Source organism: Brevibacterium epidermidis NBRC 14811 (genome assembly GCF_001570805.1).
GTDB classification, from domain to species: Bacteria; Actinomycetota; Actinomycetes; order Actinomycetales; family Brevibacteriaceae; genus Brevibacterium; species Brevibacterium epidermidis.
Window position 1 is genome coordinate 393,471 of sequence record NZ_BCSJ01000003.1, and the last position, 23,273, is coordinate 416,743.

Annotated in this window: 24 protein-coding genes; 9 read left to right on the forward strand and 15 right to left on the reverse strand. The window is 65.3% G+C overall.

Translation table 11 applies throughout. From position 1 onward, the window contains the following. Window positions 1-164: 164 nt before the first annotated feature. Both BEP01S_RS03425 and BEP01S_RS03430 read right to left on the reverse strand, forming a co-directional pair. Window positions 165-1,304 (reverse strand): ABC transporter permease, encoded by a 1,140-nt coding sequence (locus BEP01S_RS03425; RefSeq protein WP_062240563.1) that lies wholly within the window; start codon window positions 1,302-1,304, stop codon window positions 165-167. Beyond that, window positions 1,301-2,188 (reverse strand): ABC transporter ATP-binding protein, encoded by an 888-nt coding sequence (locus tag BEP01S_RS03430; protein ID WP_062240565.1) that lies wholly within the window; start codon window positions 2,186-2,188, stop codon window positions 1,301-1,303. The genes BEP01S_RS03425 and BEP01S_RS03430 overlap by 4 nt, the downstream gene beginning before the upstream one ends. A 186-nt stretch (window positions 2,189-2,374) precedes the next feature. Here BEP01S_RS03430 and BEP01S_RS03435 point away from each other — a divergent pair, with 186 nt between their 5' ends. After that, window positions 2,375-2,881 carry a DinB family protein gene (locus BEP01S_RS03435; protein WP_062240567.1) on the forward strand — a complete coding sequence of 169 codons (507 nt, stop codon included), beginning with the start codon at window positions 2,375-2,377 and terminating at the stop codon, window positions 2,879-2,881. Between the two features lie 41 nt (window positions 2,882-2,922). On the opposite strand, the gene BEP01S_RS03440 is transcribed toward BEP01S_RS03435, so the two are convergent. From BEP01S_RS03440 to BEP01S_RS03470, 7 genes are all read right to left on the reverse strand, one after another. Next, on the reverse strand, window positions 2,923-3,579 hold the full coding sequence (locus tag BEP01S_RS03440; RefSeq protein WP_062240569.1) for a response regulator: 657 nt from the start codon (window positions 3,577-3,579) through the stop codon (window positions 2,923-2,925). Then, window positions 3,576-5,000, reverse strand: a complete 1,425-nt coding sequence (locus BEP01S_RS03445; protein WP_062240572.1) for a sensor histidine kinase — start codon at window positions 4,998-5,000, stop codon at window positions 3,576-3,578. Before BEP01S_RS03445 ends, BEP01S_RS03440 begins: the two co-directional genes overlap by 4 nt. A gap of 113 nt (window positions 5,001-5,113) precedes the next feature. Next, the gene (locus tag BEP01S_RS03450) at window positions 5,114-5,704 is read right to left on the reverse strand and encodes a class I SAM-dependent methyltransferase (protein ID WP_062240574.1); all 591 of its coding nucleotides are present in this window, start codon (window positions 5,702-5,704) and stop codon (window positions 5,114-5,116) included. 46 nt (window positions 5,705-5,750) lie between these two features. After that, window positions 5,751-6,638, reverse strand: a complete 888-nt coding sequence (locus BEP01S_RS03455; RefSeq protein ID WP_062240576.1) for an anti-sigma factor — start codon at window positions 6,636-6,638, stop codon at window positions 5,751-5,753. Further along, on the reverse strand, window positions 6,635-7,297 hold the full coding sequence (locus BEP01S_RS03460; protein WP_062240581.1) for a sigma-70 family RNA polymerase sigma factor: 663 nt from the start codon (window positions 7,295-7,297) through the stop codon (window positions 6,635-6,637). The genes BEP01S_RS03455 and BEP01S_RS03460 overlap by 4 nt, the downstream gene beginning before the upstream one ends. A 130-nt stretch (window positions 7,298-7,427) precedes the next feature. After that, entirely contained in the window at window positions 7,428-8,123 is a 696-nt protein-coding gene (locus BEP01S_RS03465; RefSeq protein ID WP_062240583.1) for a fasciclin domain-containing protein, read from the reverse strand. A 160-nt stretch (window positions 8,124-8,283) separates the two neighbouring features. Beyond that, window positions 8,284-9,873: a molybdopterin-dependent oxidoreductase gene (locus BEP01S_RS03470; RefSeq protein WP_244882038.1), complete on the reverse strand. Its 1,590-nt coding sequence runs from the start codon at window positions 9,871-9,873 to the stop codon at window positions 8,284-8,286. 108 nt (window positions 9,874-9,981) lie between these two features. Here BEP01S_RS03470 and BEP01S_RS03475 point away from each other — a divergent pair, with 108 nt between their 5' ends. Beyond that, entirely contained in the window at window positions 9,982-10,485 is a 504-nt protein-coding gene (locus tag BEP01S_RS03475; RefSeq protein ID WP_052240173.1) for an OsmC family protein, read from the forward strand. Window positions 10,486-10,553: 68 nt separating this feature from the next. Here the strand turns inward: BEP01S_RS03475 and BEP01S_RS03480 are convergent, their stop codons facing one another. Continuing rightward, window positions 10,554-11,426, reverse strand: coding sequence for an alpha/beta hydrolase (locus BEP01S_RS03480; RefSeq protein ID WP_039211867.1), 873 nt, complete (start codon window positions 11,424-11,426; stop codon window positions 10,554-10,556). Between the two features lie 142 nt (window positions 11,427-11,568). On the opposite strand from BEP01S_RS03480, the gene BEP01S_RS03485 reads away from it, so the two are divergent. From BEP01S_RS03485 to BEP01S_RS03495, 3 genes are all read left to right on the forward strand, one after another. Then, window positions 11,569-12,255 (forward strand): trimeric intracellular cation channel family protein, encoded by a 687-nt coding sequence (locus tag BEP01S_RS03485; RefSeq protein WP_039212475.1) that lies wholly within the window; start codon window positions 11,569-11,571, stop codon window positions 12,253-12,255. A gap of 94 nt (window positions 12,256-12,349) precedes the next feature. Then, on the forward strand, window positions 12,350-13,180 hold the full coding sequence (locus BEP01S_RS03490) for a hypothetical protein (RefSeq protein ID WP_157070504.1): 831 nt from the start codon (window positions 12,350-12,352) through the stop codon (window positions 13,178-13,180). Between the two features lie 45 nt (window positions 13,181-13,225). Further along, window positions 13,226-14,086, forward strand: coding sequence for a PPK2 family polyphosphate kinase (locus BEP01S_RS03495; protein ID WP_062240588.1), 861 nt, complete (start codon window positions 13,226-13,228; stop codon window positions 14,084-14,086). Between the two features lie 5 nt (window positions 14,087-14,091). Here BEP01S_RS03495 and BEP01S_RS03500 read toward each other — a convergent pair whose 3' ends face one another. Next, on the reverse strand, window positions 14,092-14,514 hold the full coding sequence (locus BEP01S_RS03500) for an OsmC family protein (RefSeq protein WP_062240593.1): 423 nt from the start codon (window positions 14,512-14,514) through the stop codon (window positions 14,092-14,094). Window positions 14,515-14,557: 43 nt separating this feature from the next. Then, on the reverse strand, window positions 14,558-15,127 hold the full coding sequence (locus BEP01S_RS03505) for a cysteine hydrolase family protein (RefSeq protein WP_062240594.1): 570 nt from the start codon (window positions 15,125-15,127) through the stop codon (window positions 14,558-14,560). A 94-nt stretch (window positions 15,128-15,221) separates the two neighbouring features. Here BEP01S_RS03505 and BEP01S_RS03510 point away from each other — a divergent pair, with 94 nt between their 5' ends. Then, on the forward strand, window positions 15,222-16,568 hold the full coding sequence (locus tag BEP01S_RS03510) for an MFS transporter (RefSeq protein ID WP_244882039.1): 1,347 nt from the start codon (window positions 15,222-15,224) through the stop codon (window positions 16,566-16,568). A gap of 67 nt (window positions 16,569-16,635) precedes the next feature. Then, the gene (locus tag BEP01S_RS03515; protein ID WP_062240595.1) at window positions 16,636-17,388 is read left to right on the forward strand and encodes an MOSC domain-containing protein; all 753 of its coding nucleotides are present in this window, start codon (window positions 16,636-16,638) and stop codon (window positions 17,386-17,388) included. 78 nt (window positions 17,389-17,466) lie between these two features. Here BEP01S_RS03515 and kynU read toward each other — a convergent pair whose 3' ends face one another. Beyond that, a complete protein-coding gene (kynU, locus tag BEP01S_RS03520) occupies window positions 17,467-18,759 on the reverse strand; it encodes a kynureninase (protein WP_083532498.1) in 1,293 nt (430 codons plus the stop codon). A gap of 256 nt (window positions 18,760-19,015) precedes the next feature. Between kynU and BEP01S_RS03525 the strand changes: the two genes are divergently transcribed. Continuing rightward, the gene (locus BEP01S_RS03525; RefSeq protein WP_062240596.1) at window positions 19,016-19,441 is read left to right on the forward strand and encodes a VOC family protein; all 426 of its coding nucleotides are present in this window, start codon (window positions 19,016-19,018) and stop codon (window positions 19,439-19,441) included. A 1-nt stretch (window position 19,442) separates the two neighbouring features. Here BEP01S_RS03525 and recQ read toward each other — a convergent pair whose 3' ends face one another. Both recQ and BEP01S_RS03535 read right to left on the reverse strand, forming a co-directional pair. Next, complete coding sequence (gene recQ, locus BEP01S_RS03530; RefSeq protein WP_062240597.1) at window positions 19,443-21,278, reverse strand: DNA helicase RecQ; 1,836 nt, start codon at window positions 21,276-21,278, stop codon at window positions 19,443-19,445. A gap of 89 nt (window positions 21,279-21,367) precedes the next feature. After that, the gene (locus BEP01S_RS03535; protein ID WP_062240599.1) at window positions 21,368-22,579 is read right to left on the reverse strand and encodes an MFS transporter; all 1,212 of its coding nucleotides are present in this window, start codon (window positions 22,577-22,579) and stop codon (window positions 21,368-21,370) included. Window positions 22,580-22,744: 165 nt separating this feature from the next. On the opposite strand from BEP01S_RS03535, the gene BEP01S_RS03540 reads away from it, so the two are divergent. Further along, window positions 22,745-23,251: a Rieske (2Fe-2S) protein gene (locus BEP01S_RS03540; protein WP_157070505.1), complete on the forward strand. Its 507-nt coding sequence runs from the start codon at window positions 22,745-22,747 to the stop codon at window positions 23,249-23,251. Window positions 23,252-23,273 lie beyond the last annotated feature (22 nt).

A 23,273-nucleotide genomic window follows, 5' to 3' on the forward strand; every position in this document is an offset into this window, starting at 1 on the left:
AAGTCGATTGAGTCGGAGGGTTCCGAGCAGCGCCGGAGGCTGGGCCCGGACGGGTGCGTGGATGAGGTGAGGGAGCGGACGGCCTCCAACCTACTCAGTACTCACGCGAAACGAGTGGAGGGAACATGAAGCGTCAGTTAACTCACTGTTCGGCCCGAGCATCGTCACTTCTTCCGCGCCTGCCCCCACGTCAGCTTCGGCCCCGATTTCAGAATCGAGCGCTCGAAGATCCTTGTGGCCAGCAGCAGCGCGAGCAACGTGGTGACGATGAGGATGAGCAGGGACACCAGCGGCTCCCACCAGGCGATGGTGCCGAGGAAGACGCGCATCGGCACTGCCACCGCTGCCGAGAACGGAATGTAGGACAGCACCGCCATGACCGTTTCGTTCGAGGAGAAGATGATGACGCCCATATAGGGCAGGAAGATGAGCATCATGATCGGTGTGCTCGTCGATGGCAGGTCCTCGGTGCGCGAGACCATCGAGGCGGCGGCCGCATAGAGGGCGGCGACCATGACGAAGCCGACGATGAAGAGCGGGATGAACCAGGCGATCGGTTCGGCGACCTTGCCCAACACCATGTCGTTTCCGCTGATGGCGGCACCCGCGAGGACCGCGACCGCGGTGAGCCCGATCTGCGCGAAGGCGAGGATCGTACACGCGATGACCTTGCCGAACATGAGCACTCGCGCCGAGGTGGACGCGAGCAGGATCTCGACGATCCGCGACTGCTTCTCCTCCACCACGGACGAGGCGATCGTGTTCCCGAACGTCATCGCCGCCATGAAGAACACCAGACCTAGGCCGAGCCCGATGAAGTAGGTGAGAGCCGGGTCCGGGGCGTCGGGATCGAGGAGTTCGACCTCAGGAGTGAGACTGAGTGCGCCGATGAGCGATTCCGGTGCCGAACGCAGGGACAGCACCGCCACCCCGGTCGGCGAATCCTCCGATTCGACGACGGCAGATTCGACCTCCTCGGAGTTGATCAGGGCTTTTGCCTCGTCGACGTCATCCACTTCGACGGTCTCGATACCGTCGATCCCCTCGATTGCCTTCGCCCCCGCCGAGGTGACCGCCACCTTGTCCGTGGAGGAGAACAGTGAGGGCAGCGCTCCGGAGACCCCGACGAGTACGCCGAAGAGGACGATGCTCAAGATCGTCGAGACCATGAAGGCCTTCGACTTCAGCCTGACCATGATCTCGCGTTCGATGACGAGTCCGATCGCGGTGGTGAATCCGGCGCGGTTCGCCCCGGTCTGCGTCGTGTGGGCGCTATCAGTGCTGGTCGTGTCGGTAGCGCTCATGACTGTGTGACCTCCTGGAAGAGACGATTGAGGGCGACTTCGTGCGGGGTGAAGGATGACACCGAGGAGACGGTGAGCGCTTTGCGCAGGACCGCCTCGGCGGAATCGGCGTTCGGGGCTGTGAACCGGGCCCAATTGCCGTCGAATTCGACGACGGAGATATCGGGTAGTCCCCGCACCCAGCCGAGGTCGGAATCCGTCTGCAGCGTCCATTCGGGCAGGCTGCGTTGGCGGCGCAGGTCCGAAGTGGTGCCGGCGGCGACGAGCCGGCCGTCGTTGATGATGATGAGGTCGTCGACGAGACGTTCGACGAGGTCGAGCTGGTGGCTGGAAAACAGAACCGGAGCACCGGAGGCAGCGAAAGAGGTGAGGACGTTCAGGGTGCGGTCGACGGCGACAGGGTCGAGTCCGGAGAACGGTTCGTCGAGGATGAGGGCCTGCGGATCGTGGATGAGGGCCGCGGCGATCTGGACCTTCTGCTGATTGCCGAGGCTGACCGATTCGAGAGTATCGGTGGGTTCGCCTTTGAGGTCGAGCTGGTCGAGGAGCTCGAGACCGCGCTTCTTCGCGGCCTGACGGGTGAGTCCGTGGAAGCGGGCGAGGTAGACGAGCTGATCGATGATCGGCATCTTCGGGTAGAGGCCGCGTTCCTCGGGCATGTAGCCGATCGTGCTGCGGTGGCCGGCGGTGATGGGAGTGCCGTCGATGAGGATGCGCCCGGAATCGGCGGCGAGGACGCCGAGGATGATACGCATGGTCGTGGTCTTGCCGGAGCCGTTCGAACCGACGAATCCGGTCATCCGGCCGTCGCTGATGTCGAAGCTGAGGTCGTGCAGCACCTGCTTGTCGCCGAAGCTGCGGTTGATGTTCTCCAAGGTGATCATGTCTCAACGCTATGTGGAGGGCGGCGTGAAGGGATCAGCCGCAAGGATGAAATCGAGACCCGCTGTGCGAGGGAATGCAGCGCCTCAGGTTGCAGCCTCGACTCCCATCTGCCACCCATAGCTGCGACTGCGAAAAGTCCGGATATCCCCTGTTGCCCGGGGCCGCCCGCGTGCTGAATTCAGCCCATGACTCGACCGAGCGAAATTCTCGGCAGCGTAGTCGCCGCCAGTGAACGCGAACAGCTTGATACGTTCCTGGACTATCTGCGCGACGCCGTCGTGCGCAAAGCCCGCGGCGTCTCGGAAGAGGACGCCCGGCGCAGCCCGGTTCCGACCGGCACCAACCTCGGCGGCCTGATCAAACACCTGCGGTGGGTGGAACTGGGCGCATTCGCCCGGCAGATAGGGCAGATCCCCGCCGCGGTACTGCCGACACCGCCGTGGTCCGAGGAAGACCCGGAAGCCGATCTGCAGCTGGAGCCGCACGAGAATCTGGACGACGTCATCGGTGCCTACCAGGCGGAGTGCGACCGCTCCCGAGAGATCGCCGCCCAACATAGCCTCGACTACTCGCCGCAGGGCCCGGAGCTGACGTTGCGGTGGGTGTACCTGCACCTGATCCTGGAGACCGGCCGGCACGCGGGACACGCAGACATTCTGCGCGAGATGATCGACCGTACCGTCGGCGACTGACTGCTCGCCGCGCGGCGGCGCCAACGGCAGTGGCGACCTGTCTAGCCCCCGACTTTCGCCACTCCGTTCTCATACGCCCAGATCACTGCGTGGATGCGATCGCGGATGCCGAGTTTCGACAGCAGGTTCGACACGTGGGTCTTCACGGTCGCCTCACCGACGAAGAGGTTGTTGGCGATCTCGGAATTGCTGGCCCCGGTCGCCACCAATCGCAGAACCTCGAGCTCGCGGTCGGTGAGGTGGTCGAGCTCAGGAGCTGTCGGCGTCGCAGGTTCCGGGGTGGACACGGATCGTTCGATGACACGGCGAGTGACCTCGGGGGAGAGCAGACCGTCTCCGGCGGCCAAGGCGGTCACTGCGTCGATGAGCTGCTCGGCCTCGGCGATTTTGAGCAGAAAACCGCTTGCGCCGGCATCGAGTGCACGAAACAGGAAGTCGTCGCGGTTGAAGGTCGTGAGCATAAGGACCGCTCCGGCAGCGCCGCGGCGGACGATCTCCTCTGTCGCCTCGAGCCCATCCATAACCGGCATCTGCACATCCATGCAGATGACATCGGGTGACAGTTCAAGTGCCCTGTCGATGGCGATCTGCCCGTTCTCGGCCTCGCCGACAACGGCGATCCCGTCCTCGCTTTCGAGGATCGTGCGGAAGCCGGTGCGGACCATGGACTGGTCGTCAACGAGGAGGACTCGGATCATGTGGTTGCCTTTGCTGGAGTATCAGAGGACAAGTGATCTGCGGTGCTGCGCGGGTAGGGGATGCGGGCGCGGACGATCCATCCTCCGCGGGACTTCGGTCCTGCCTCGAGGTTGCCGCCGAGAGCGGTCATGCGTTCCCTCATGCCGACGATGCCCAGTCCCAATCCTTCGCTCTTTGCTAGCCCCTTGACCTCGGCCCGGGTCTCAGTGGAACCGGACGTGACCGAACCTCGTGACGGGCGCGAATCGCTGACCTCCACCTCGAGATCGGTGCTGCCGTAGCGCAGCCGCACAGCCACCTCGGCGCCGGTGCCCGCGTAACGAGAACAGTTGGTCAGGGATTCCTGAATCACGCGGTAGATCGACATCTCGGTGATCGGAGTGAGCGGGCGAGGGTTCCCGATCGTCGCGTACTCGACGGTTTGGTCGAATCGTCGGGCCGATTCGATGAGTTCCGGAAGGTCGCCGAGGCTGGGGTTGCCTTTCGTCGATGCCGCCGTAGCGGCGTCAGCCAGCTTTTCAGCCGTTTGGCCGCCGGTCGCGGCTGTGCCGTCCGTGGCGGCGGTGACGTCGGTCGACGAGTCCGTTTCGCGCAGCGTATAGACGAGGGCTCGGAGTTCGTCGACGGTCTCGCGAGTCGAGGATTCGATGACTTGGAGCGATTCCTTGGCCTTGGCGGGGTTCTTCTCAAGGCTGCGACGTGCGGCAGCGGCGTGGATGCCGACCCCGGCGATATGGTGGGCGACTCCATCGTGGAGTTCCCGCGCGATGCGGACGCGTTCGAGGTCGAGAGCCTGCCGAGTCAGCTGCTGCTCCTGTTCACGGACCTCTTCGTTGGCCGCACGGAGTTCCTCTAGCAGTCGCCGCTGCTTCCACGCCCGGTTGCCGAAGAGCCACGCTCCACCGAAGAAGACCGTGTTGATCAGGAAAGTCACCCCGGTAGCCGCGGCGAACTGGACGAAAGTCAGGTCGCCGAGATCCTGGAACTGCAGGGCCGCCGAGACGATGACATAGATGAGGATGGCCAGGCACAGCAGACAGCGTGAAATGAACGCGGCACGTTGACTGTAGCGAAACGCGCCGATCGCATAGACCGATGTGAAGAGGACGATCTGAGAGACGCCGGGTTCCATCATCTGCAGGATCTGCGCGGTGACGTAGAGCGTGGTGATGAACCATGCGATGAAATTCGGGAACCGACGACGCCACACCAGGGGCACGGTGACAACGACGGAGAGGATGCAGACGACCCACAGAGGGGCCTTGAATTCCCAGAACCCGCTGCCTTCATAGAGGATGGCGAAGATGAGCGAGCCGACGGTAAGGGCGGCAACGAGCCAGAAGTCGGAACGGTTCGGCTTGCGAGCCGCGGCCGACAGGCGTGCCGAGGTCCGTGGTTCGCTCGTTCTGTCCTCCGTCATCCTTCCAGCTTAGACAGTGCCGTGCCCCGCCGGTATCCGCCGCAATGGGGAATTCGCGGAGTGGTGCTCCCACGGGTGGTGGAGCAGGGGAACCGAGACCTCAGCGCTGTCTCTCAACTCTGCTTTTCAGCGACGACGACTGCCAGATCACGGTGCTGCCAGTGCACGTGGGTGGTCAGTCCCGCCTCGGCGAGCCAGGTCAGCTGCTCATCGAGGGAACTGGGAGTGTCATCGATCCAGTCGATCGGAGTGACGACGTCCGCCGGATCGGCGGGCACGACGAGGTCTCCGAGGACGAACCTCCCACCGGGCTCGAGCACCGCGGCGATGCGGACGAAGAGGTCGGCCTTGCCGGAGCCGGAGAGGTGATGGACGGCGAGAGTCGACATGACGAGATCGAAAGGCCCGTCCGGCAACGGTTCTTCGAGGCGACCCATCCGCAGCTCGGTGCGTTCGGGGTTGAGGGTCGCTTCGGCGGCTGCAAGCATCTCGGAACTCGCGTCGACGCCCAGCAGGTGGGCCTCAGGGAGGGCTTCGAGGACGCGCTGTGCGGTCAGCCCGCTGCCGATGCCCAGATCGAGGATCGACGCAGGTGCTCCGGTGGCTGCCGCAGCGGCCACCTCGGTCTGCAGGCGCGGGTAGTCTGGGATCTCTTCGGCCATGAGCGCCAGGTAGGTCTCCGGGTCCCACTCGAAATCGGACATATCAGCTCCTTCGCCGCCGATGCGACGAAGCTTACTCGCTTGTCCGCTAGAGGTCGATGGCGACGATCGGATCCGTGGTCGGCTGCTTCGAACCGCCCTCGGGTTCGACGGTGATACCGAAGACGCTGCCGTCGGTGAACTTTTCGCCGGTGATGGTCACCGGCTCATCCGCCATCAGGCCGGCGTTTTCCGGGCCGTCGGCACCGATGACCCACATCTGCATCGACTTTCCGGCCGGTGGCTGTCCGATGTCTTTGGGGCTGAGGCGGATGAGCTGCTCGCTCTTGGAAGAGAGAACAGTGACAGAGCCGCCCTCGGGCAGCTTCTCGGTGTGCGTACGCAGATCACTGGCCTCCATGAGACGGGCAGAATCATCCAACTGCTGCTGAGTCGCGGCCAGCTCCTCTTCCAGGGCGTTCTGCCGCTGTTGCTGCTGCCAGAGGGTCCCGCCGAGACCGGCGGCGACAACGATCGCGGCCGCGGCCGCGACCCACGGCAACCAGGAGATGCGGCGAGGCTGTGGATCTCCTGCGCCTTCAGCGCGGGGGTCGGGCCTGCGTGCCTGTCGATGGTCGCTCAGCGACGTCGGTGCCGGCTGAGGATCGTTGGAGGCATCAGCGGCGATGGGCGGAGCCGAGGTCTCACCGGCCGGTGGGGCCTTCGCCTCGGCGGCTGACGACGTCTCCGGAGCCGGTTCCTGTGCCGACTCCTGGGCGTGGTTCTCAGGGATCGACAGAATCGCCTCGCGAGTCGCCGAGCTGACTTCGACCGGTTCATCGGACTCGGCTGCTTCGGCCATGACGTCTGAGTAGGAAGCGACCTCGGCGCGGAAGTCGGCATCGGACTCGGCAAGCGCCTGAGCCTCGGCGAGTTCGGAGTCGCTCAGCCCGCCCAAGGCCAGGCCGGCGGCCAGATAATCACGATCGGTGCTCATCGACTCGCCTCCAACTCGTCTCGCAGCTTCTTCATTCCGTCTCTGATCCGTGACTTGATGGTACCCAGCGGCACCTTGAGATCCTCCGAGATCTGAGCGTGGGTCAGACCCTGATAGAAGGCCATGACGATCGGCGTGCTCTGTTCCTCGGGGAGGATCTTCAACGCGGAGACCGTGCGGTCCGACTCCGCCCGATCGATCACGGTCTGCTCGACTCCGTCCGCAGCTTCCGCGGAGGTGCGCAGCCCGTCGGCGAAGTCACGGTCCTGCTGGGACTGAACGCTGCGCACACAGTCGATGGCTCGTCTGCGACACAGGGTGACCAGCCATGCCCTGCCCGTTCCCCGGGCCGGGTCGAAGCCCGAACACCGCGTCCACACCTCGGTGAAGCATTCCTGCAGGACCTCCTCGGCGAGTGATCGGCTCTTGACGATCCGGAGGATCACGGCCATGAGGATGCGCGATTGGGTGGTGAAGAGCTCGTCGAACGCGGACCGATCGCCTGCGGCGATCCGCAGCAGCAGGTCACCGCTGGGATCCGGTGCGGTGGCCGCCTCCGCCGAGGCGATTCCGGAGTCGGCGGCGACTGGTGGGCGGTTTTCCTGCCGATCGGACCCTGGGGGTCCGTACCGAAACGCCGTCGGTTCGTCTGAACTCATTGACCAATCATGTCATCCCTCGGACTGCGCGTCGTGCCACGTCCAGGGGGTGGGGGTAGACGACGGCGGCCAGGGCCCGATCGCGACAGCATTGATCGTTCCCCGGCCACCACCGTTCGGTGCGTCGTCGTCACTTCCCGGGCATCATCACGGCGTCGACCATGTAGACCGTGGCGTTGGCGGTCTTGACGCCGCCGCAGACCAGTCCGGCATCGTCGAACTTCATGTCCTCGCCCTCACCGGAGATTGTCACCTTCGAACCTTCGACGGTCTCGTGCTCGCCGGCAATCTCATCGGGGGAGAGCTGACCCGGGATGACGTGATAGGTCAGCACCTTCGTCAGCATGTCCGAATCCTTGGCCAGGGCGTCGAGGTCGTCCTTCGGCACGTCGGCGAAGGCGTCGTCGACCGGTGCGATGACCGTGAATTCGTCGCCGTTGAGGGTGTCGACGAGGTCGACATCGGGATTGAGCTTGCCCGAGACCGCCTTGGTCAGGGTCGTGAGCATCGGGTTGTTCGAGGCCGCAGTGGCGACTGGATCCTGGCCCATGCCCTCGACAGATCCGGCCCCGTCCGGGTTCTCTTCCGCGTATGTCGAGCAGCCGGAGCCGACGAGATCGGAATCGGCCATCGAGGAATCGCCGGATTCGTCGGGCATCTCGGACTCGGTCGAGTCAGCGGGCTGAGATTCGGAGCTGGACGAATCCGAACCGGACTCCTCCCCTCCGGAACCGGAATCCATGCCACCGCAGCCGCTCAGAGCCAGAAGGCCGATGGCGCCGGCCGAGAGGATGGTGGCGGTGCGTGTGCGAAGCAGTGTCTTCATTGTTCTTCTCCTAATCAACAGTGATGCGTATTCGCGCACAGCTGTGAAGTGATCTCCATTGCTCGCTGTGTACTCGGTATTCGGTGCGGTGCCCGGTTCGGATGGGTGGATGGGGAAGAAATATGAGAATTCCTTCGCCGAGGCGGCCCCGGAGGGACAGCTATTCGACACGGAATTGGATGTGGTGGTGGCCGGTGGCCGAGTTCGGGATCGAATCTCGACGTTTCCCCGTCTGGACGGTGCCGTCTTTGTCCGTGGCACGCACGGTGAGGGTATGAGAGCCCGCGGCCACCTCGGCGAAATCGGTCCGCCACTGTCGCCAGGTGTCGATCGTGACCTCCTCGGCGAGGTCGGCCCGTGTCCATTCGCCGTCATCGAGCTTGACCTCGACGCGGTCGATTCCCGAATGCTGTGCCCAGGCGGTGCCCCCGACACTGATGTCCCCAGCTGGGACCTTGGCCAGGGGCTTGGGCACTTCGATGCGGGAGGCGACGAGGATGGGTGCTTTCGCGTCCCACCCGCGGTCGGTCCAGTAGGCGGTCTTCTCATCGAAGCGGGTGACCTCGAGCTCGGTCACCCATTTCGTCGCGGAGACGAATCCGTAGAGTCCGGGGACGACGAGGCGGGCGGGGAACCCGTGGATCGGTGTGAGCGGTTCGCCGTTCATTCCCACCGCCAGGAGTGCGGCGCGGTCATCGGTCAGTGCACCGATCGGAGTTGAGGCAGTGAACCCGTCGAAGGAATGGGAGAGGACCATATCGGCTTGCGAGCTCGGGCGTGCTCGGGAGAGGAGTTCGCGGACGGGATAGCCGAGCCAGGTCGCATTGCCGACGAGCTCTCCGCCGACGGGATTGGATACGCAGGTGAGCGTGATGTGGTGCTCTTCGAGGGGCAGGTCGAGCACGTCGTCCATCGTCAGGGTGAGCTCGTTCTCGACCATGCCGTGGATGCGCAGCGACCACTGTTCGGGGTCGATGACCGGTGGTGAGAGGACCGTGTCGATGCGGTAGAAGTCCTTGGCCTCGGTGACGAAGGGAACCGTGCCGTCGACGCCGGTGCTCGCGGCCGCAGGGACCGCGGCCGCCTTCTTCGCAGGGGTGGGCAGAACGAGCTTGGCCACCGCGGCTCCGGCATCCTGAGCCAGCGAAGCAACGGTCTGACCGGCGGCGATGGTGACGGCCCCGATGGCGCCGAGGGCCCCGGCGAGGCCGAAGAAGCGACGTCGACTCAGCGGATCCGACGGCTGGGAGCCGCGGGCGATACTGGGGGCGATATCGGGACGGTCGACCGCCTCGGCGAGGGTTTGGGGTGTTCCGAGGCGCAGCAGCATGACGAAGACCGCGATGCCAGCCGCAATGCCGATGAGCGTAGGAATGACGTCGATGGCACCCGCTTCGGGGCGCAGGACGATGACGATGACGGGGACGAGCCCGGCGACGACCAGCAGTGTCGTGGCCAGACGCCGGCGGGAAACCGCCAGTGCTCCGATGAGGCCGGCGACGACGATCGCACCGAGGCCGGTGGAGAGGACGAGGACGAGTTTGTCGTTGTCACCGAACAAGGCGATGACGGGTTTGATCGCCGCCGGGGGAGCCAGTGGGATGATCGCCTGACCGAGGGTGAGCAGAGGTGCGGCGCTCGGGGTGAAGGCACGCGCGATGAGGTCTGCGAGACCGAACATCATGAGTGCGGCGGCGATGCCTGCCACGACGCCGCGGAAACGGTGGGTTGCACGGGTTTTCCGATTCATAGTGATCATTCGGAGCCGCCGGGACGGCGGATGGGTCTGCGGGTTTTGTTACTGACCATTCACTGAAACGCCAATGACCTCGTTGCGTGCCTGTCGTAGCATGGTGCAATGACTGAGAAACCCGGATACGCCCAGCCGCAGGCTCCGACCGGAGATGCGGATGAGCCGAAGAGCCCGAGTGCGCCGATCTACACCGCGAAGGTCGAGAACCTCGGCGGTACCTCGGGCGAGGTGCGCGTCGAAGACGGCCAGACCCTGTCCACCGCCCCGACCTCACGGGTCGAAGAGGGCAACAACCCGGAACAGTTCCTTGCCATGGCCTGGTCGACCTGCCTTGGTGAAACGCTCAAGGTCGTTCTCGCGGTCAACGAGATCGAAGCACTCTCACGTGTGCGCGTCGAGGTCGAACTGCACAACGAACCCTCCGGCAACGGCTTCTACTTCGCTCCGAAGGCGTTCATCTCCATCGAAGGGGTCTCGGACACCGACGCCGAGAAGTACGCTGCCCGCGCCCACGCTCGCTGCCCCATCTCCAAACTGCTCATGGGCAAGGGCACCCCGGTCGTCGAGATCGAACCGTACAAGAACCCGGACAACTTCCAACTCAGCTGAACCGGCTGAGCAGAGAACGAGAGGCCCCGACTGTCACGGTCGGGGCCTCTTCCGTCGGCACCTGCGCTTTACCTGTCGGACTCCGCGGCAACGTCGGCGGCGATCTGCGCCATCTGCATGGCCGCCTCGGCGGGGCGGATCAGCCATCCCACGTGGGACGACATGAGCGTGCGCACCCGGTAGGGATTGTCCGGGGTGAGCGCATCACCTTCGCGGATGAGGCGATCCTGCATCGCGGTCGGCACGCTCCGATCCTCGCCGAGGCGGACAAACGTACGCGGAATCGTCCCCCACGTGCCCGCCTGCGCCCGGTGTTCGGGCCCTCCCGCGTCGAGGTTCTCATCCGGCTGCAGTGAGTTCAGGAAGATGCGGAATTCGTCATCGCTGACGTCGGCGCAGAAGAGTGCTTTCAACCCGTCGAGGACTTCCGGGTCGGCCTGGCGGAAATTGCAGCGCAGCAGTCCCAACTGCCCGGGATCACCGGCCAGGGCCCGAGCGAGAGCCGCATTGTCGACGGTCTTCATTTCGGGTTCGGCATTGTATTCGGCGGCCGGGAGGTCCACCGGTGCCCATGCGGAGACATAGACCATGTGGTCGATGAGCTCCGGATGCGCATTCGCCAGCGCGGTCAATGTGGCCCCGCCGCGGCTGTGGGCGACGATGACCACCGGTCCGTGCTCCTTGGCACGGGCCGCCGCCTCGGTGAGAGCCCGGACATTGTCGTCGACGGTCACACCCCTGATCGATCCCGGCTCCGAGGTGAACCGGGCGAGGTCCTGAGGCGCCTGATACCCGAGCGGGAAGGTGGCGGCGAAACCGTGACCCGGCAGGTCAACCGCAGCCGAGCGCACTCCGTGGAAGGCGAGTTCGGCCTGCAACGGGGCGAAAGAGAAGGAAGTGGCGAAAGCGCCGTGGACGAGGATGAGCGTCGGCTGCGTCATCTCCTCAGCCTAGCGGCCGCCTCGGCGATGGGGAACGGAACACCAGACAAATGGCTCACTGGATGTCGAAGCGGATTACAGTGGCTGGTAGGACGCTCGGCACCGGATCGGGCACGGAGCGACGAGAGGAGCCGAGGTGGAGATGAACTTGCAGGAGTTCCTGTTCCTCGCCCTCGACCTCACCGGCACTTTCGTCTTCGCAGTCTCCGGAGTGCTTCTGGCCGCGCGACGCAATTTCGACATCACCGGCGGGTTGGTGCTGGGCACGATGACGGGCATCGGCGGAGGCATGATCCGCGATGTGCTCCTCGACCGGGTGCCCAACGCCATCGGCCAACCGATCTACCTCGCCCCGCCGGTGATTGCGACCCTGCTCATCTACATCATCGGCTCCCACATCTCCCGGGCACGGATCTGGATCGTCGCCTTCGACGCGATGGGCCTCGGCCTCTTCAGCGTCACCGGAACGACGATTGCGCTGTCCGCTGGGACGAACTATCCGGCGGCGCTGCTCATGGGTGCGCTGACCGCGTGCGGCGGCGGACTCATGCGCGATGCCGTGGCCAGTGAGGATCCGGCGATCTTCCGCGGCACCGACCTCTACCTCATCCCCGCCCTGTTCGGTTCGGGGCTGACGATCATCGCCGAGGTGACCGGACTGTTGGGTGCCATCGCCTCACTCATCATCGCGGCCGCCGCCTTCGGGTTCCGCATGCTCGCCTGGAAGCTGCAGTGGCGGGTGCCACAGCCGATGCGGCAATGGTCGTACCGGGACACCGGGCAGCGCGTGAAGAAGAAGCTGCCGTCGGTGTTCCGGAAACCGGACTGAGGGCGTCGGTGTCTCGCTTCGTCGAAATCAGCGGTGTCGAGGCTGACACATCGCTGCCTGTATGGGGCGCCTGTGGGTGTGCGACGATGAAATCATGAGTGAGACACCGCCCGGACCGCCGCCACCGGGGCCACTTCCGTTGCATGAGGAGAAACCGGTTCCGACACGGACGCGTGACTTTGTGCGCGTCCTCGGGGTCTCGTTGTTCGGGGCACTGTTCTTCACCTTCTTCATCTGGCTCGCCTCGACGGGGCTGATGGTCAGCAACAACTTCGACATCATCGAAGCGGATGCGATGTGGATGGGAATCTGTGCCGCAGGCCTCGCCTTCTTCTTCCCGTTCCTGTTCATGGAGCACAAACGACCGGATGACGGGTTCCGGCGTGAGGGTCTCATTCCTCTGATTCTCCTCGGCGTGGTCGCCTCCGCAGTGATCGTCTCCCTGGTGGCGCTGGTCTGGCCGTTCTTTCTCGGCGTGCGGGCCGTTCCCGGAACGGTTGCCGCGGAACTCAACGCCGATCCGGCAAGCTTCTTCCTCGTTCTGCTCTTCTTCATCGGCGGCATGGCGTGGAGCACGTGCATGATGATGCCGATGATGATCGGCGGCTACAAAGTCGCGCTGTGGCTGCTGCTGCCGTATCTCGGATTTGCCTTCCTCATCTTCTTCGCCGGTGTGCAGGTCTTTGAGAACCCGCCGAGCCTGCTTGTCACGATGATCTGGGTGGCCGTGGCGCTGTCCGGTCTGGCGGTGCTGACGGCGCTCGCGGCGATGCGCAATGTCATTGACAAGCCGAAGCCGCAGATGACTGCGAGCGAACGCGATGCGGCCTACCAGGGGTACCTTGCGGACAGGCGTCTGCGCGGACTGACGAATGAGAATCCGCTGCCGGGTATCGACGGACCTCAGCAGCCGCCTCGGCGGTGAGTTGTCGGTATAGACGCGGCCCTTCCCACCTGGAAAGATGAACGCATGAGTGAGCCGACGAGCAACTGGACGACCGATCCTGCACCACTACTGCGCGCTGGGGAGGGATTCCGCCTCGGCGAGGTCGATCCCGAATCCACCCCCGGCTACGACGGGGACAAGAAGAGCGGGAAGAAAGATCTCGAAGCGCTGTCTGCTGAGCTCAACGACCTGCAGGAGCGCCTCTTCGCCGCCCACCACGACGAGGACTCCGGTCCCGCCGTCCTCCTCGTCCTGCAAGCCATGGACACGGCGGGCAAAGGCGGAATCGTCCGCCACGTCGTCGGAGCCGTCGATCCGCAGGGTGTCGAGCTCGCCGCCTTCAAGAAACCGACTGAAGAGGAACTCGCCCACGACTTCCTTTGGCGCATCCGCTCACGCGTACCCGGGCCCGGCATGATCGGCGTCTTCGACCGCTCCCACTACGAGGATGTGCTCATCGGCCGCGTCCGCGAACTCGCCGACGGCGCCGAGATCGAGCGCCGCTACTCAGCCATCAACGACTTCGAAGCCGAACTCGTCGCGGCAGGGGTGCACATCGTCAAGGTCATGCTCCACATCTCCCCGGACGAGCAGAAGGAGCGCCTGGCCGAACGGCTCGACCGTGCCGACAAACACTGGAAATACAATCCGGGAGACGTCGAGGAGCGACTCCTGTGGCCGGACTACATGGATGCCTACCAGGCCGCCTTCGACCGAACCTCCACCGAGGCGGCTCCCTGGTTCGTCGTGCCGGCGAACCGGAAATGGTACGCCCGGCTGGCCGTGCAGCGACTGCTGCTTTACGTCCTCAAAGGCATCGACCCGCAGTGGCCCGCCGCCGATTTCGACGTCGAGATCGAGAAGAAGCGACTCGCCGAGAGCTGAGGACCTCAGTCGCGACGGATGCTGAAGTCGACCTTCGTGGGGTGTTCGACCGTGCGTGAGACCGTGCAGTACTTGTCGTGAGAGAGCCCGACGAGCCGTTCGACGCGGGCATCGGCCTTCCTGCCCTCCTCGTCGTCGGGGAACGCGAGGTCGAAGTCGAGGTGAACGTTGTCCACGCGAGAGGCTCCGTCCTCGTCGATCTTGTCCGCGGTCGCGGCGACGTCGAACTTCGTCGGTTCGGTGTGACGGCTGGTCACGGTGTCGACGTCGATCGACGAGCAGCCGGCAACGGCGGCCAGGAGCAGTTCGACGGGGGTCATGAGACCCTCGCCGCGGCCGAATTCGATGCTCGCTCCGCTCGGGGCGGTGGCGCGGTAGTGGTTCTCGGCGATGCGGGTCAGTTCGATGCTGCGAATGTCTTCACTCATGGACTAATGATGGCAGACTTCCGGGTGGCAGGAGCTGGGACGGTCAAGGTTTGGTGAAGTCGACCTCACCCGATTCCTGCACACGAGCCTGCCGGCCGGGACCGGATTCGAACTGCCAGTACAGGTTCGTGTGGGAGACGACCTGCTCCGGTGGAGGAGCACCCCATTCGGTGAGATCCTCGGTGGTGTGGGCGTCGGTGACGAGGGTGACGTCGTAGCCGCGGGCGAAGCCGCCGTGGATCGTCGAGCGCACGCAGGCATCCGATTGGGCGCCGGTGACGACGAGGTGGCCGACGTCCTTCCCGGCGAGCACCTCCTCGAAGTCCGTGTCCTCGAAGGTGTTGCCGTGGGTCTTCTCGATGATGGATTCGCCGTCGGCGGGGGAGAGCGCGTCGACGATCTGCCATTGCGGGGAATCGATCGGCAGCTCACCGGAGCTGTGCCGGACCCAGACCACCTCGGTGCCGGTCTTCCGGGCGCGGTCGACGAGATCGGCAATCGTGGAGACGACGGATTCGGAGTTCCAACTGGCCTGCATCACTCCGTTCTGGACGTCGATGACGACAAGGGCGGAGTTCGAGCGGGCGGACGTCGGCGGCTGAGCTGTGGACATGTGATCCTCCTTGATCAAGGATCATTGTCCTCGCCTCGATCCCAGCAGACAAGAGCTCGACGCCGGCCGGTTCCGCGGGTGTGAGAATGGGGGAGTGAGCGATTTCTCCGAGGACAACGGTGCCGAGGCGGACCCCGATGAAGTGGGCGCCGGACGAGCTGGCGCGGGGCAAGCCGGCGCGGGCAGTGCGGCCGGTCCGCGACGTTTCAGCGTGCTCCGCAGCTGGAAGACTGCGCCCTACTTAGTCGGGTCGGGCACGGCGATGATGGGCGACAACATCGAACACGTCATCACCTACTGGGTGCTGTGGCAGAAGTTCGAATCCCCGGCGCTCGTCGGGTTCCAACTCATCAGCCACTGGCTGCCGTTCCTGCTGCTGTCCGTCTATGCCGGGTCACTGGCCGAACGATTCGACTGCCGCCGCCTCATCCAGATCGGGCAGATCATGTTCATGGTCGTGTCCCTGTGCTGGGGGATCCTCTTCCTCACCGATTCCCTGCAGCTGTGGCAGGCCTGCGTGCTGCTCGTCATCCACGGGCTCGCCGGCTGCCTGTGGGGTCCGGCCGAGCAGATGATGCTCCATGATTTCGTCGACCGGAAGGAGCTGCCGAGCGCGGTCCGACTCAATGCCACGTTCCGCAGCCTCGGCATCCTCTTCGGTCCCGTCGTCGGTTCCGCTCTGCTGCTCGGGGTCGGTGCCACGTGGGGCATCTTCATCAACATCGTCTTCTATCTGCCGCTGACGATCTTCCTCATCCGCACCCCCTTCACCGGGCATCTGCGCAGCGGAGGAGTGCGCACTGCGCGGACGACTCTCATCCAGTCGCTGCGGGTGCTCATCGACGTCCGCCACAATCGCGCGATCGTCGGCATGCTGTTGCTGGCCGCGCTCGCCTCGACGACGATCGGGGCGGTGCTGCAGACGGCGATGCCGGTGTTCGGCGACATCCTCAACCCGGTCGGCGGGGACAGCGACTTCACCTATGGCGTGCTGCTCTTCGCCATGGGCGCCGGCGGGGTGCTCGGCGGCTTCGGGCTCGAAGCGACCGGGTGGATCAAGGCCGTTCCGGCTGCGGCTGCTCTGGCTGCTGCGGCGATGGGTGTCAGCTCACTGCTCTTCGCTCTGACCTCCCACCTGTGGGTGGCCGTGATCATGCTCGTCATCGCCGGAGTCTCGAAGATCACCGCCGAGTCGACCGAGATGGCGATCATCCAGCTCGAGGCTCCGCCCGAGATCCGCGGTCGCGTCATCGGCTCTTATGCGACGTTCGGCCCCGGCATGCAGACCTTCTCCGGAGTCACCGTGGGAGTGCTCGGTACGATCGCCACGATCCCCGGAGCCGTCATCATCGGCGGCACGGTCCTGGCGATCGGCGCGGTGGCCATCGGAACCTACGCCGTCACAGGAAGACGCAACCCCCATGCCCCAATTGCTACCTGACGGCGCTGCAGCAACCTGGCGCCAGGTTGCTCCGCCCCCGTCACCTGCTCCAGCGCGGGAATTCGGCGTGCCATCGATCGGCTTCGCCCATATCAAAGGCACCCGGCACGAGGCCCGACCGGGAGCGATCGTCGATGCTCAGGGGCCGGTCGGCGACCGCCCGTTCTGCTTCGTCGATGTCGAGCGAGCGCAGGTGCTCAAGACCGTGCAGAATCCGCGGCTCATCCGAATGACCACCTCACTCGTCGACGACACACTGACGGTCACCCTGCCCGACGGGCGCTCTGCCTCTGGGGAGCCAGCCGGCTCGGGCGAGCGCCTGACCTGCTCCTACTGGAAGCGACCGGTCGACCTGGAACTCACCGACGGTCCGCATTCGGCGCTCGCCTCCGAGTGGCTGGGAAAGTCGGTCCGGCTGGCCCGCGCACACCGTGGGGACGTGATCTACGGAGCTGGCCTGTCGATCGTCACGACTGCTTCGATGAGGGAACTCGCCGATCAGTCCGGTCACCACGAGCTGCTAGATGAGGCCGCCCGCTTCCGTGCCACCCTCGTCCTCGACACGGACGAACCCTTCATTGAAGAGACCTGGCGAGGCAGGGATGTGATGCTGAACGTGCCGGACGTCGGCGCTCTGCGTGTGCGGATCGGGGAACCGATTGCGCGGTGCGCCATCCTCGATCTCGACCCGATCACCGGCGAGCGGGGCAGCAACCTGCTCAAGACGCTTGTCGCCAGCCGCCCGCGGAATGAGGCGGGTGAACCGTACTTCGGCGTCAACGCCGAAGTCATCGAAACCTCTGCGGCTCCGGACACCTGAGTGGCCACGTTCCAACGCAGGTGACGGCGGCGGCCCAGATACCTGGCGCCAGGTTGCTGCGCCGCCGTCAGGTAGTAATCAGGTGACGGCGCCGCGGACTTTGTGAGCGTCTGTGTCCCAGAGGTGGTTGTCGAGGATGTCGCGCAGGGCCTCGACGGTGTCCCACACCTCGGTGAACCCGATATAGAGCGGGGTCAGCCCGAACCGCAGCACCTCCGGTTCGCGGTAGTCGCCGATGATTCCGCGCTCGATGAGTGCGCTCATCACCGCAAACCCCTCCGGGTGCCGGATCGAGACCTGGGATCCGCGATGAGCGTGCTCACGTGGGGTGACGACCTCGACCGGGTGATCGGCCAAACGCTCATCGACGAGGTCGATGAACAGGTCGGACAAGGCCAGGGACTTCTCCCGCACCAGGTTCATGTCCACCCGAGAATGGATGTCGAGGCCGAGCTCCGCCACCGACATCGACAAGATACCCTGCGTTCCGGTGAGGTACCGGCGGATGCCGTCGGCCGGTCGATAGTCCGGGGCCATCTCGAACGGTTGGGCATGAGACCACCACCCCGACAGGGGTTGGCTGAATCGGTTCTGCAGCGCCTCGGCGACCCAGATGAACGCCGGTGAGCCGGGCCCGCCGTTGAGGAACTTGTACGTGCAGCCGATCGCCATGTCGGCACCCGAACCGGTGAGATCGATGGGCAGAGCACCCGCCGAATGGCACAGGTCCCAGATGACCATGGCCCCGCCGGCATGGATCGCCGAGGTGGTCGTGCCCATATCGAAGAGACGACCCGTCCGGTAGTTCACGTGGGTGAGCACGACGAGGGCCACCTCGTCGGACATCGTCGTCGGGAACCCTGCGGTGACTTCCTCATCGTCGACGAGGCGGACTTTGTATCCGTCGCCGAGCTGTTCGGCCAATCCTTCGAGCATGTAGATATCGGAGGGGAAGTTCTCCCGCTGAGTGAGGATGACCCGCCGGTCCGGGGAGTCCTCGGCCTGCATCTTCAGCGCCGCCGAGGCGGCCTTGAACAGGTTGATCGAGGTGGTGTCCGTGACGACGGTGGACCCGGCCCCGCCGCCGACGATCCCGGCGATCTTCTCACCCAATTTAGCGGGCAGGTCCCACCAGCTGGCGGAGTTCCATGACCCGATGAGGCCGGTGCCCCATTCGTCGGCGATGACGTCCTGGGCGCGCTCGGCCGCGCCTTTCGTGCGGGGACCGAGCGAGTTCCCGTCGAGGTAGATCGTGCCTTCCGGGAGCAGGAAATCGTCGCGGAAATCACGCAGGGGATCGTTCGCATCGCGTTGTTCGCAGTTCGCGCGGGTGATCGCCGAGGTGGTGGAGACCGGGTCAGGAGTCGTCATCGTCGCCTTCCAAGTAATCGAGAGGGCCGGTGGGCCCGTGCGCTTCTCAGGCTACCCCGTCACTTCCCTCCCAGAACTACCCGACGGCGGCCCAGCAACCTCGCGCCAGGTTGCTGGGCCGCCGTCAGGTAGCAGGGTGTCGACTTGGGGTGGGTGTGCGGAGAGAATCAGACTCCCATCGTTCAGCCGTCCGGCTGTCATGGTTCGTCTGGGCTCGCATCCGCTGATGCGTCGCCGTCACTGCAAGGGAGCAGTTATGACCCAGATCTTCGTCAACCTTCCGACCACCGACCTCGAGCGTGCCAAGACCTTCTACCAGTCCATCGGCGCCGAGGTGGTGCCCGAGTTCACCGATGACAATGCGTCGTGCATCAGATGGACCGACGACATCTTCTTCATGATCCTCACCCGGGACTACCTCGCCACTTTCACGGACAAACCGATTGCCGACCCGCACACCACAGCTCAGGCGCTCACTGCCATCAGCCGCGAATCCCGCGACGAGGTCGACGCAATGCGCGCCTCGATCCTCGACGCCGGCGGCGGGGAGAACAAAGAACCTCAGGACCTCGGGTTCATGTACGGCATCAGCATGACCGACCCCGACGGCAACATCCTCGAGTTCATGTGGATGGACCCGACGGCAGCCGAACAGGGCCCCGAGGCCTTCGCCGAAGGCTGAGTCAGCCAGCGTGGGCGGCGAGCACTTCGAGCACGGAATCGCCATAGCGGTCGAGCTTCTTCAAGCCCACACCGCTGACCTGGCCGAGTTCGCTGATCGTCGTCGGTTTGACCTCGACGATGCCGTAGAGCGTGGCATCGGGGAACACGACGTAGGCGGGCACGCCCTGCTCCTTCGCCTGCTCTCCGCGCCAGGAGCGCAGGGCCTCGAACAGGGAGGCATCGGCGGGGTCGAGCTCGACCTCGCGGCCGCCTCGGCGACGGGATCCGGCCTTCTTCGCCCCTGCCTTCTTCACCGGGTCGACGCGCAGTGAGATCTCCTCTTCTCCGCGCAGGACGGGGCCGGCGGCCTCACCGATCACGAGCACCCCGTAATCACCGTGGGATTCGAGGAGTCCGCGGGCGAGCACCTGGCGGATGACGGTCTTCCACTGACTCTCGGACAGGTCTTCGCCGACGCCCCAGACGCTCAGGCTCTCATGGTCCGAGGCTCGGGACCGGTCGTTGTGGTTGCCACGCAGCACGTCGATGACCTGGCCCGATCCGAAACGCTGCCCGCGTTCTCGGTCGAGTCGGATGACGGCCGAGAGCAGCTTCTGCACGGCGACGGTGGCGTCCCAGGTCACCGGGGGTGTCATGCAGGTGTCGCAGTTGCCGCACGGTGCGGATTCCTCGTCGAAGTAGCGCAGCAGCTGGACGCGTCGGCAGTCGACGGTCTCGCAGAGGGCGAGCATCGAATCGAGGTGGCTCATCTGACGGCGTTTGAACACCTGGTCGCCCTCGCCGGATTCGATGAGGCGGCGTTGGGAGACGACATCGCCGAGTCCGTAGACCATCCACGCATCCGCGGGCAGTCCGTCACGGCCGGCGCGACCGGTCTCCTGGTAGTAACCTTCGACCGACCGTGGCAGGTCGAGGTGGGCGACGAAGCGGACATCGGGTTTGTCGATGCCCATGCCGAAGGCGATCGTGGCGACCATGACGATGCCGTCTTCGCGGAGGAATCTCGCCTGGTTCTCCGCGCGCACCTCACCGGGCAGCCCTGCGTGATAGGGCAGAGCGGTGATGCCGCGAGCTGCCAGCGCTTCGGCCAGCTGGTCGACACCGCGGCGGGACAGACAGTAGACGATGCCGGAGTCGCCGGAGTGTTCGGTGGTGATGAAGTTCAGCAGCTGTGACCTCGCCGAGGCCTTCGGTTCGATCCGATAAGTGATATTCGGTCGGTCGAAGCTCGCGACGAAGTGCTCGGCATCCTGGAGGTGGAGGCGCTCGGTGAGCTCGGCATGGGTCGCCGGTGTGGCCGTGGCTGTGAGCGCGATGCGCGGGACATCGGGGAACTGCTCGGCCAGCACGCCGAGTCCCAGATAGTCGCTGCGGAAGTCATGGCCCCATTGGGATACGCAGTGGGCTTCGTCGATGGCGAACAGTGAGATCTGTGCCTGCACGAGCAGTCGCATGGTCCGCGGCAGGACGAGGCGTTCGGGCGCCAGATAGAGCAGGTCGAGCTCACCGGCGAGCAGCTGCTGTTCGACCTGCTGGGCGGTCTCGAAATCGAGAGACGAGTTGAGATAGGCCGCCCGCACGCCGAGGTTCTCCAGGGCCGCGACTTGATCGGCCATGAGTGCGATGAGCGGGGAGATGACCACCCCGGTACCTGGTCTGACCAGGGCCGGAATCTGGTAGCACAGGGACTTCCCGCCGCCGGTGGGCATGAGCACGACCGCGTCCCCGCCGCCGACGACCTGGTCGACGATGGCCGCCTGCTGACCCCGGAACTCCTCATAGCCGAAGACATCGTGGAGGACATCGAGGGCGGAGGTTGTGGCTGCGGAGGTCATGGCACCCACCCTAGTTCACGTCACTGACTCGAACGTTCGCACCGCACGACCGCGGCCCCGCACGGCCCCACCACCCGGGAGCTCTGGCCCTACTGCACTGAGAACCTCCGGGCCGCCACGAGTCCCAACACGCACACCACGGCTACCGCGACGGCGAAGATCACGGTCGCGTTCGCCAGTCCCACCGTGGCGGCGAGGAATCCGGCGCCGATGGCCGGCACCGACATGAATACGTAGGCGAGGATGAAGTACGAGGTGGTCGCCTCGGTGCGGCGTTCGGGTGCGGTCACCGCGGTGATCGCGCGCATCCCGGTCATGAACACGAGTCCTTGCCCGGCCCCTGCCAGCACCGCGGAGGCGATGAGCACCGGCAGGGACCCCGCCATGATCGCGAACACGAGCGCGCCCATGCTCACGATCATGGTCACGGTCCCGCCGACGATGAGCCGGCGGTCGCTGATCTCGCGCAGCAGCACCTGCGCGGTCGCGGAGGCCCCGAAGAGGAGGAACACGACGGTGCCGGTGACCGCGGTCGACGTCACGTGCAGGGTCTGTCCGATGAAGCTCGGCGCGATCGCCGAATACAGCCCGCACACCGCGAATCCGGTGATCGCCCCAGGTGAGGCGGCCAGGAACATCCGTTTCGCCGAGGCGGGAATCCCCGGCAGCTGCAGTCGCACAGCCGTTGCCCCGCCCCGCGTCCGATCCCGGACGAGGAGAAGCGCCATCCCGGCGATGACCAGCATGATCGCGTTGACGAGGAACGGTGTGAGCAGGGGAGAGGGAGCGAAGCGGGCGAGCAGTCCGGAGGACAGGATTCCGAGCCCCAGCCCGCCCATGTTCGCCGCTGTGGCCAGGGAACCGGCGAGCCGTTCGCGTCCGGCAGGGGCGTTCTCGAGCACGGTGACGGTGGCCGTGGACGTGAAGATCCCCGCAGCCAGCCCGGACAGGACCCGGCCGGTGAGCAGCAACCCGGTGTGGGAGCCGATGAGGAAGAGGGTCGCCGAGGCGATCGAGAAGACCACCCCGAGCCTGAGCATCGGACGCCGCCCCAGTCCCTCGGAGAGCCTCCCGAAGACGACGAGCGCGCCGATGACCCCGACCGCGTAGATCGCGAAGAGCTGAGTGGTGAACGCCGTCCCGAAATCGAATCGCTGCTCATAGAGCGGGTAAAGGGGCGTCGGCAGGGTGGTGCCCATCATGACGACGGTGAACACGTACACCGAAGCGGCCAGACCCCATCCCGTCGCGACGCGCGGTTCCGGACGCGGCTGGTGAGCTGCCGCCGTTTCGTCGGCCACTGCCGCACCTCTTTTCCGTCCGCAATCGTCCCTCGCCGAGGCGGCCCACCGCACCCGTTCACCCGATCGTCCGAGGATCGGGCCGGTGCCACTCGAACCTGACAGGTGTCTGCAGGCGGTGAGTCGACTGCGATTGTACGCTGGAACTGCGAAGCCCATGCCTGCGTGAGCACATGGCGGATTGTGCGCACCCGCGAGAAGGAGCAGATTCCGATGACGACGACCCCGAACAGCCCCGCCGAAGCCGACCAGGCCGCACTGGCGGATCCGAGCCGGCGCCGCATGATGAAGACGGCGGGCGTGGCCGGAACGGTGGCGGTCATCGGCGGCTCCGTGGCGGCCACCTCGGCGTGTTCGTCCGACGAGGAGGCGGAGCCGACGAAGGATGCGAGCCTGCCGACCTCCGACGTTCCCGTCGGTTCCGGCACCGTCATCGAGGACACGTACGTGATCACTCAGCCGAAGGAAGGCGAGTTCTTCGCGTTCTCATCGGTGTGCACCCACCAGGGCTGCCAGGTCACCCGGGTCACCGAGGAGGCCATCATCTGCCCGTGCCATTCCTCGAACTTCTCGGTGACCACCGGAGAGGTGATGTCCGGTCCGGCCGAGGAACCGCTGCCGAAGTACGACGTCTCCGAAAGCGGCGGCACGTTGACGGTCAAGGGGCAGTAGGGCACGTAGAGCCCGATGCGGG

Coding starts and splice junctions, on each gene's coding strand:
- BEP01S_RS03480 (WP_039211867.1), bottom strand. CDS start 11,426: ATGACGCAGCCGACGCTCATCCTCGTCCACGGCGCTTTCGCCACTTCC.
- BEP01S_RS03490 (WP_157070504.1), top strand. CDS start 12,350: ATGAGTGAGACACCGCCCGGACCGCCGCCACCGGGGCCACTTCCGTTG.
- BEP01S_RS03475 (WP_052240173.1), top strand. CDS start 9,982: ATGACTGAGAAACCCGGATACGCCCAGCCGCAGGCTCCGACCGGAGAT.
- BEP01S_RS03500 (WP_062240593.1), bottom strand. CDS start 14,514: ATGAGTGAAGACATTCGCAGCATCGAACTGACCCGCATCGCCGAGAAC.
- recQ (WP_062240597.1), bottom strand. CDS start 21,278: ATGACCTCCGCAGCCACAACCTCCGCCCTCGATGTCCTCCACGATGTC.
- BEP01S_RS03470 (WP_244882038.1), bottom strand. CDS start 9,873: ATGAATCGGAAAACCCGTGCAACCCACCGTTTCCGCGGCGTCGTGGCA.
- BEP01S_RS03495 (WP_062240588.1), top strand. CDS start 13,226: ATGAGTGAGCCGACGAGCAACTGGACGACCGATCCTGCACCACTACTG.
- BEP01S_RS03525 (WP_062240596.1), top strand. CDS start 19,016: ATGACCCAGATCTTCGTCAACCTTCCGACCACCGACCTCGAGCGTGCC.
- BEP01S_RS03440 (WP_062240569.1), bottom strand. CDS start 3,579: ATGATCCGAGTCCTCCTCGTTGACGACCAGTCCATGGTCCGCACCGGC.
- BEP01S_RS03465 (WP_062240583.1), bottom strand. CDS start 8,123: ATGAAGACACTGCTTCGCACACGCACCGCCACCATCCTCTCGGCCGGC.
- kynU (WP_083532498.1), bottom strand. CDS start 18,759: ATGACGACTCCTGACCCGGTCTCCACCACCTCGGCGATCACCCGCGCG.
- BEP01S_RS03455 (WP_062240576.1), bottom strand. CDS start 6,638: ATGAGCACCGATCGTGATTATCTGGCCGCCGGCCTGGCCTTGGGCGGG.
- BEP01S_RS03485 (WP_039212475.1), top strand. CDS start 11,569: ATGAACTTGCAGGAGTTCCTGTTCCTCGCCCTCGACCTCACCGGCACT.
- BEP01S_RS03430 (WP_062240565.1), bottom strand. CDS start 2,188: ATGATCACCTTGGAGAACATCAACCGCAGCTTCGGCGACAAGCAGGTG.
- BEP01S_RS03445 (WP_062240572.1), bottom strand. CDS start 5,000: ATGACGGAGGACAGAACGAGCGAACCACGGACCTCGGCACGCCTGTCG.
- BEP01S_RS03435 (WP_062240567.1), top strand. CDS start 2,375: ATGACTCGACCGAGCGAAATTCTCGGCAGCGTAGTCGCCGCCAGTGAA.
- BEP01S_RS03460 (WP_062240581.1), bottom strand. CDS start 7,297: ATGAGTTCAGACGAACCGACGGCGTTTCGGTACGGACCCCCAGGGTCC.
- BEP01S_RS03425 (WP_062240563.1), bottom strand. CDS start 1,304: ATGAGCGCTACCGACACGACCAGCACTGATAGCGCCCACACGACGCAG.
- BEP01S_RS03505 (WP_062240594.1), bottom strand. CDS start 15,127: ATGTCCACAGCTCAGCCGCCGACGTCCGCCCGCTCGAACTCCGCCCTT.
- BEP01S_RS03450 (WP_062240574.1), bottom strand. CDS start 5,704: ATGTCCGATTTCGAGTGGGACCCGGAGACCTACCTGGCGCTCATGGCC.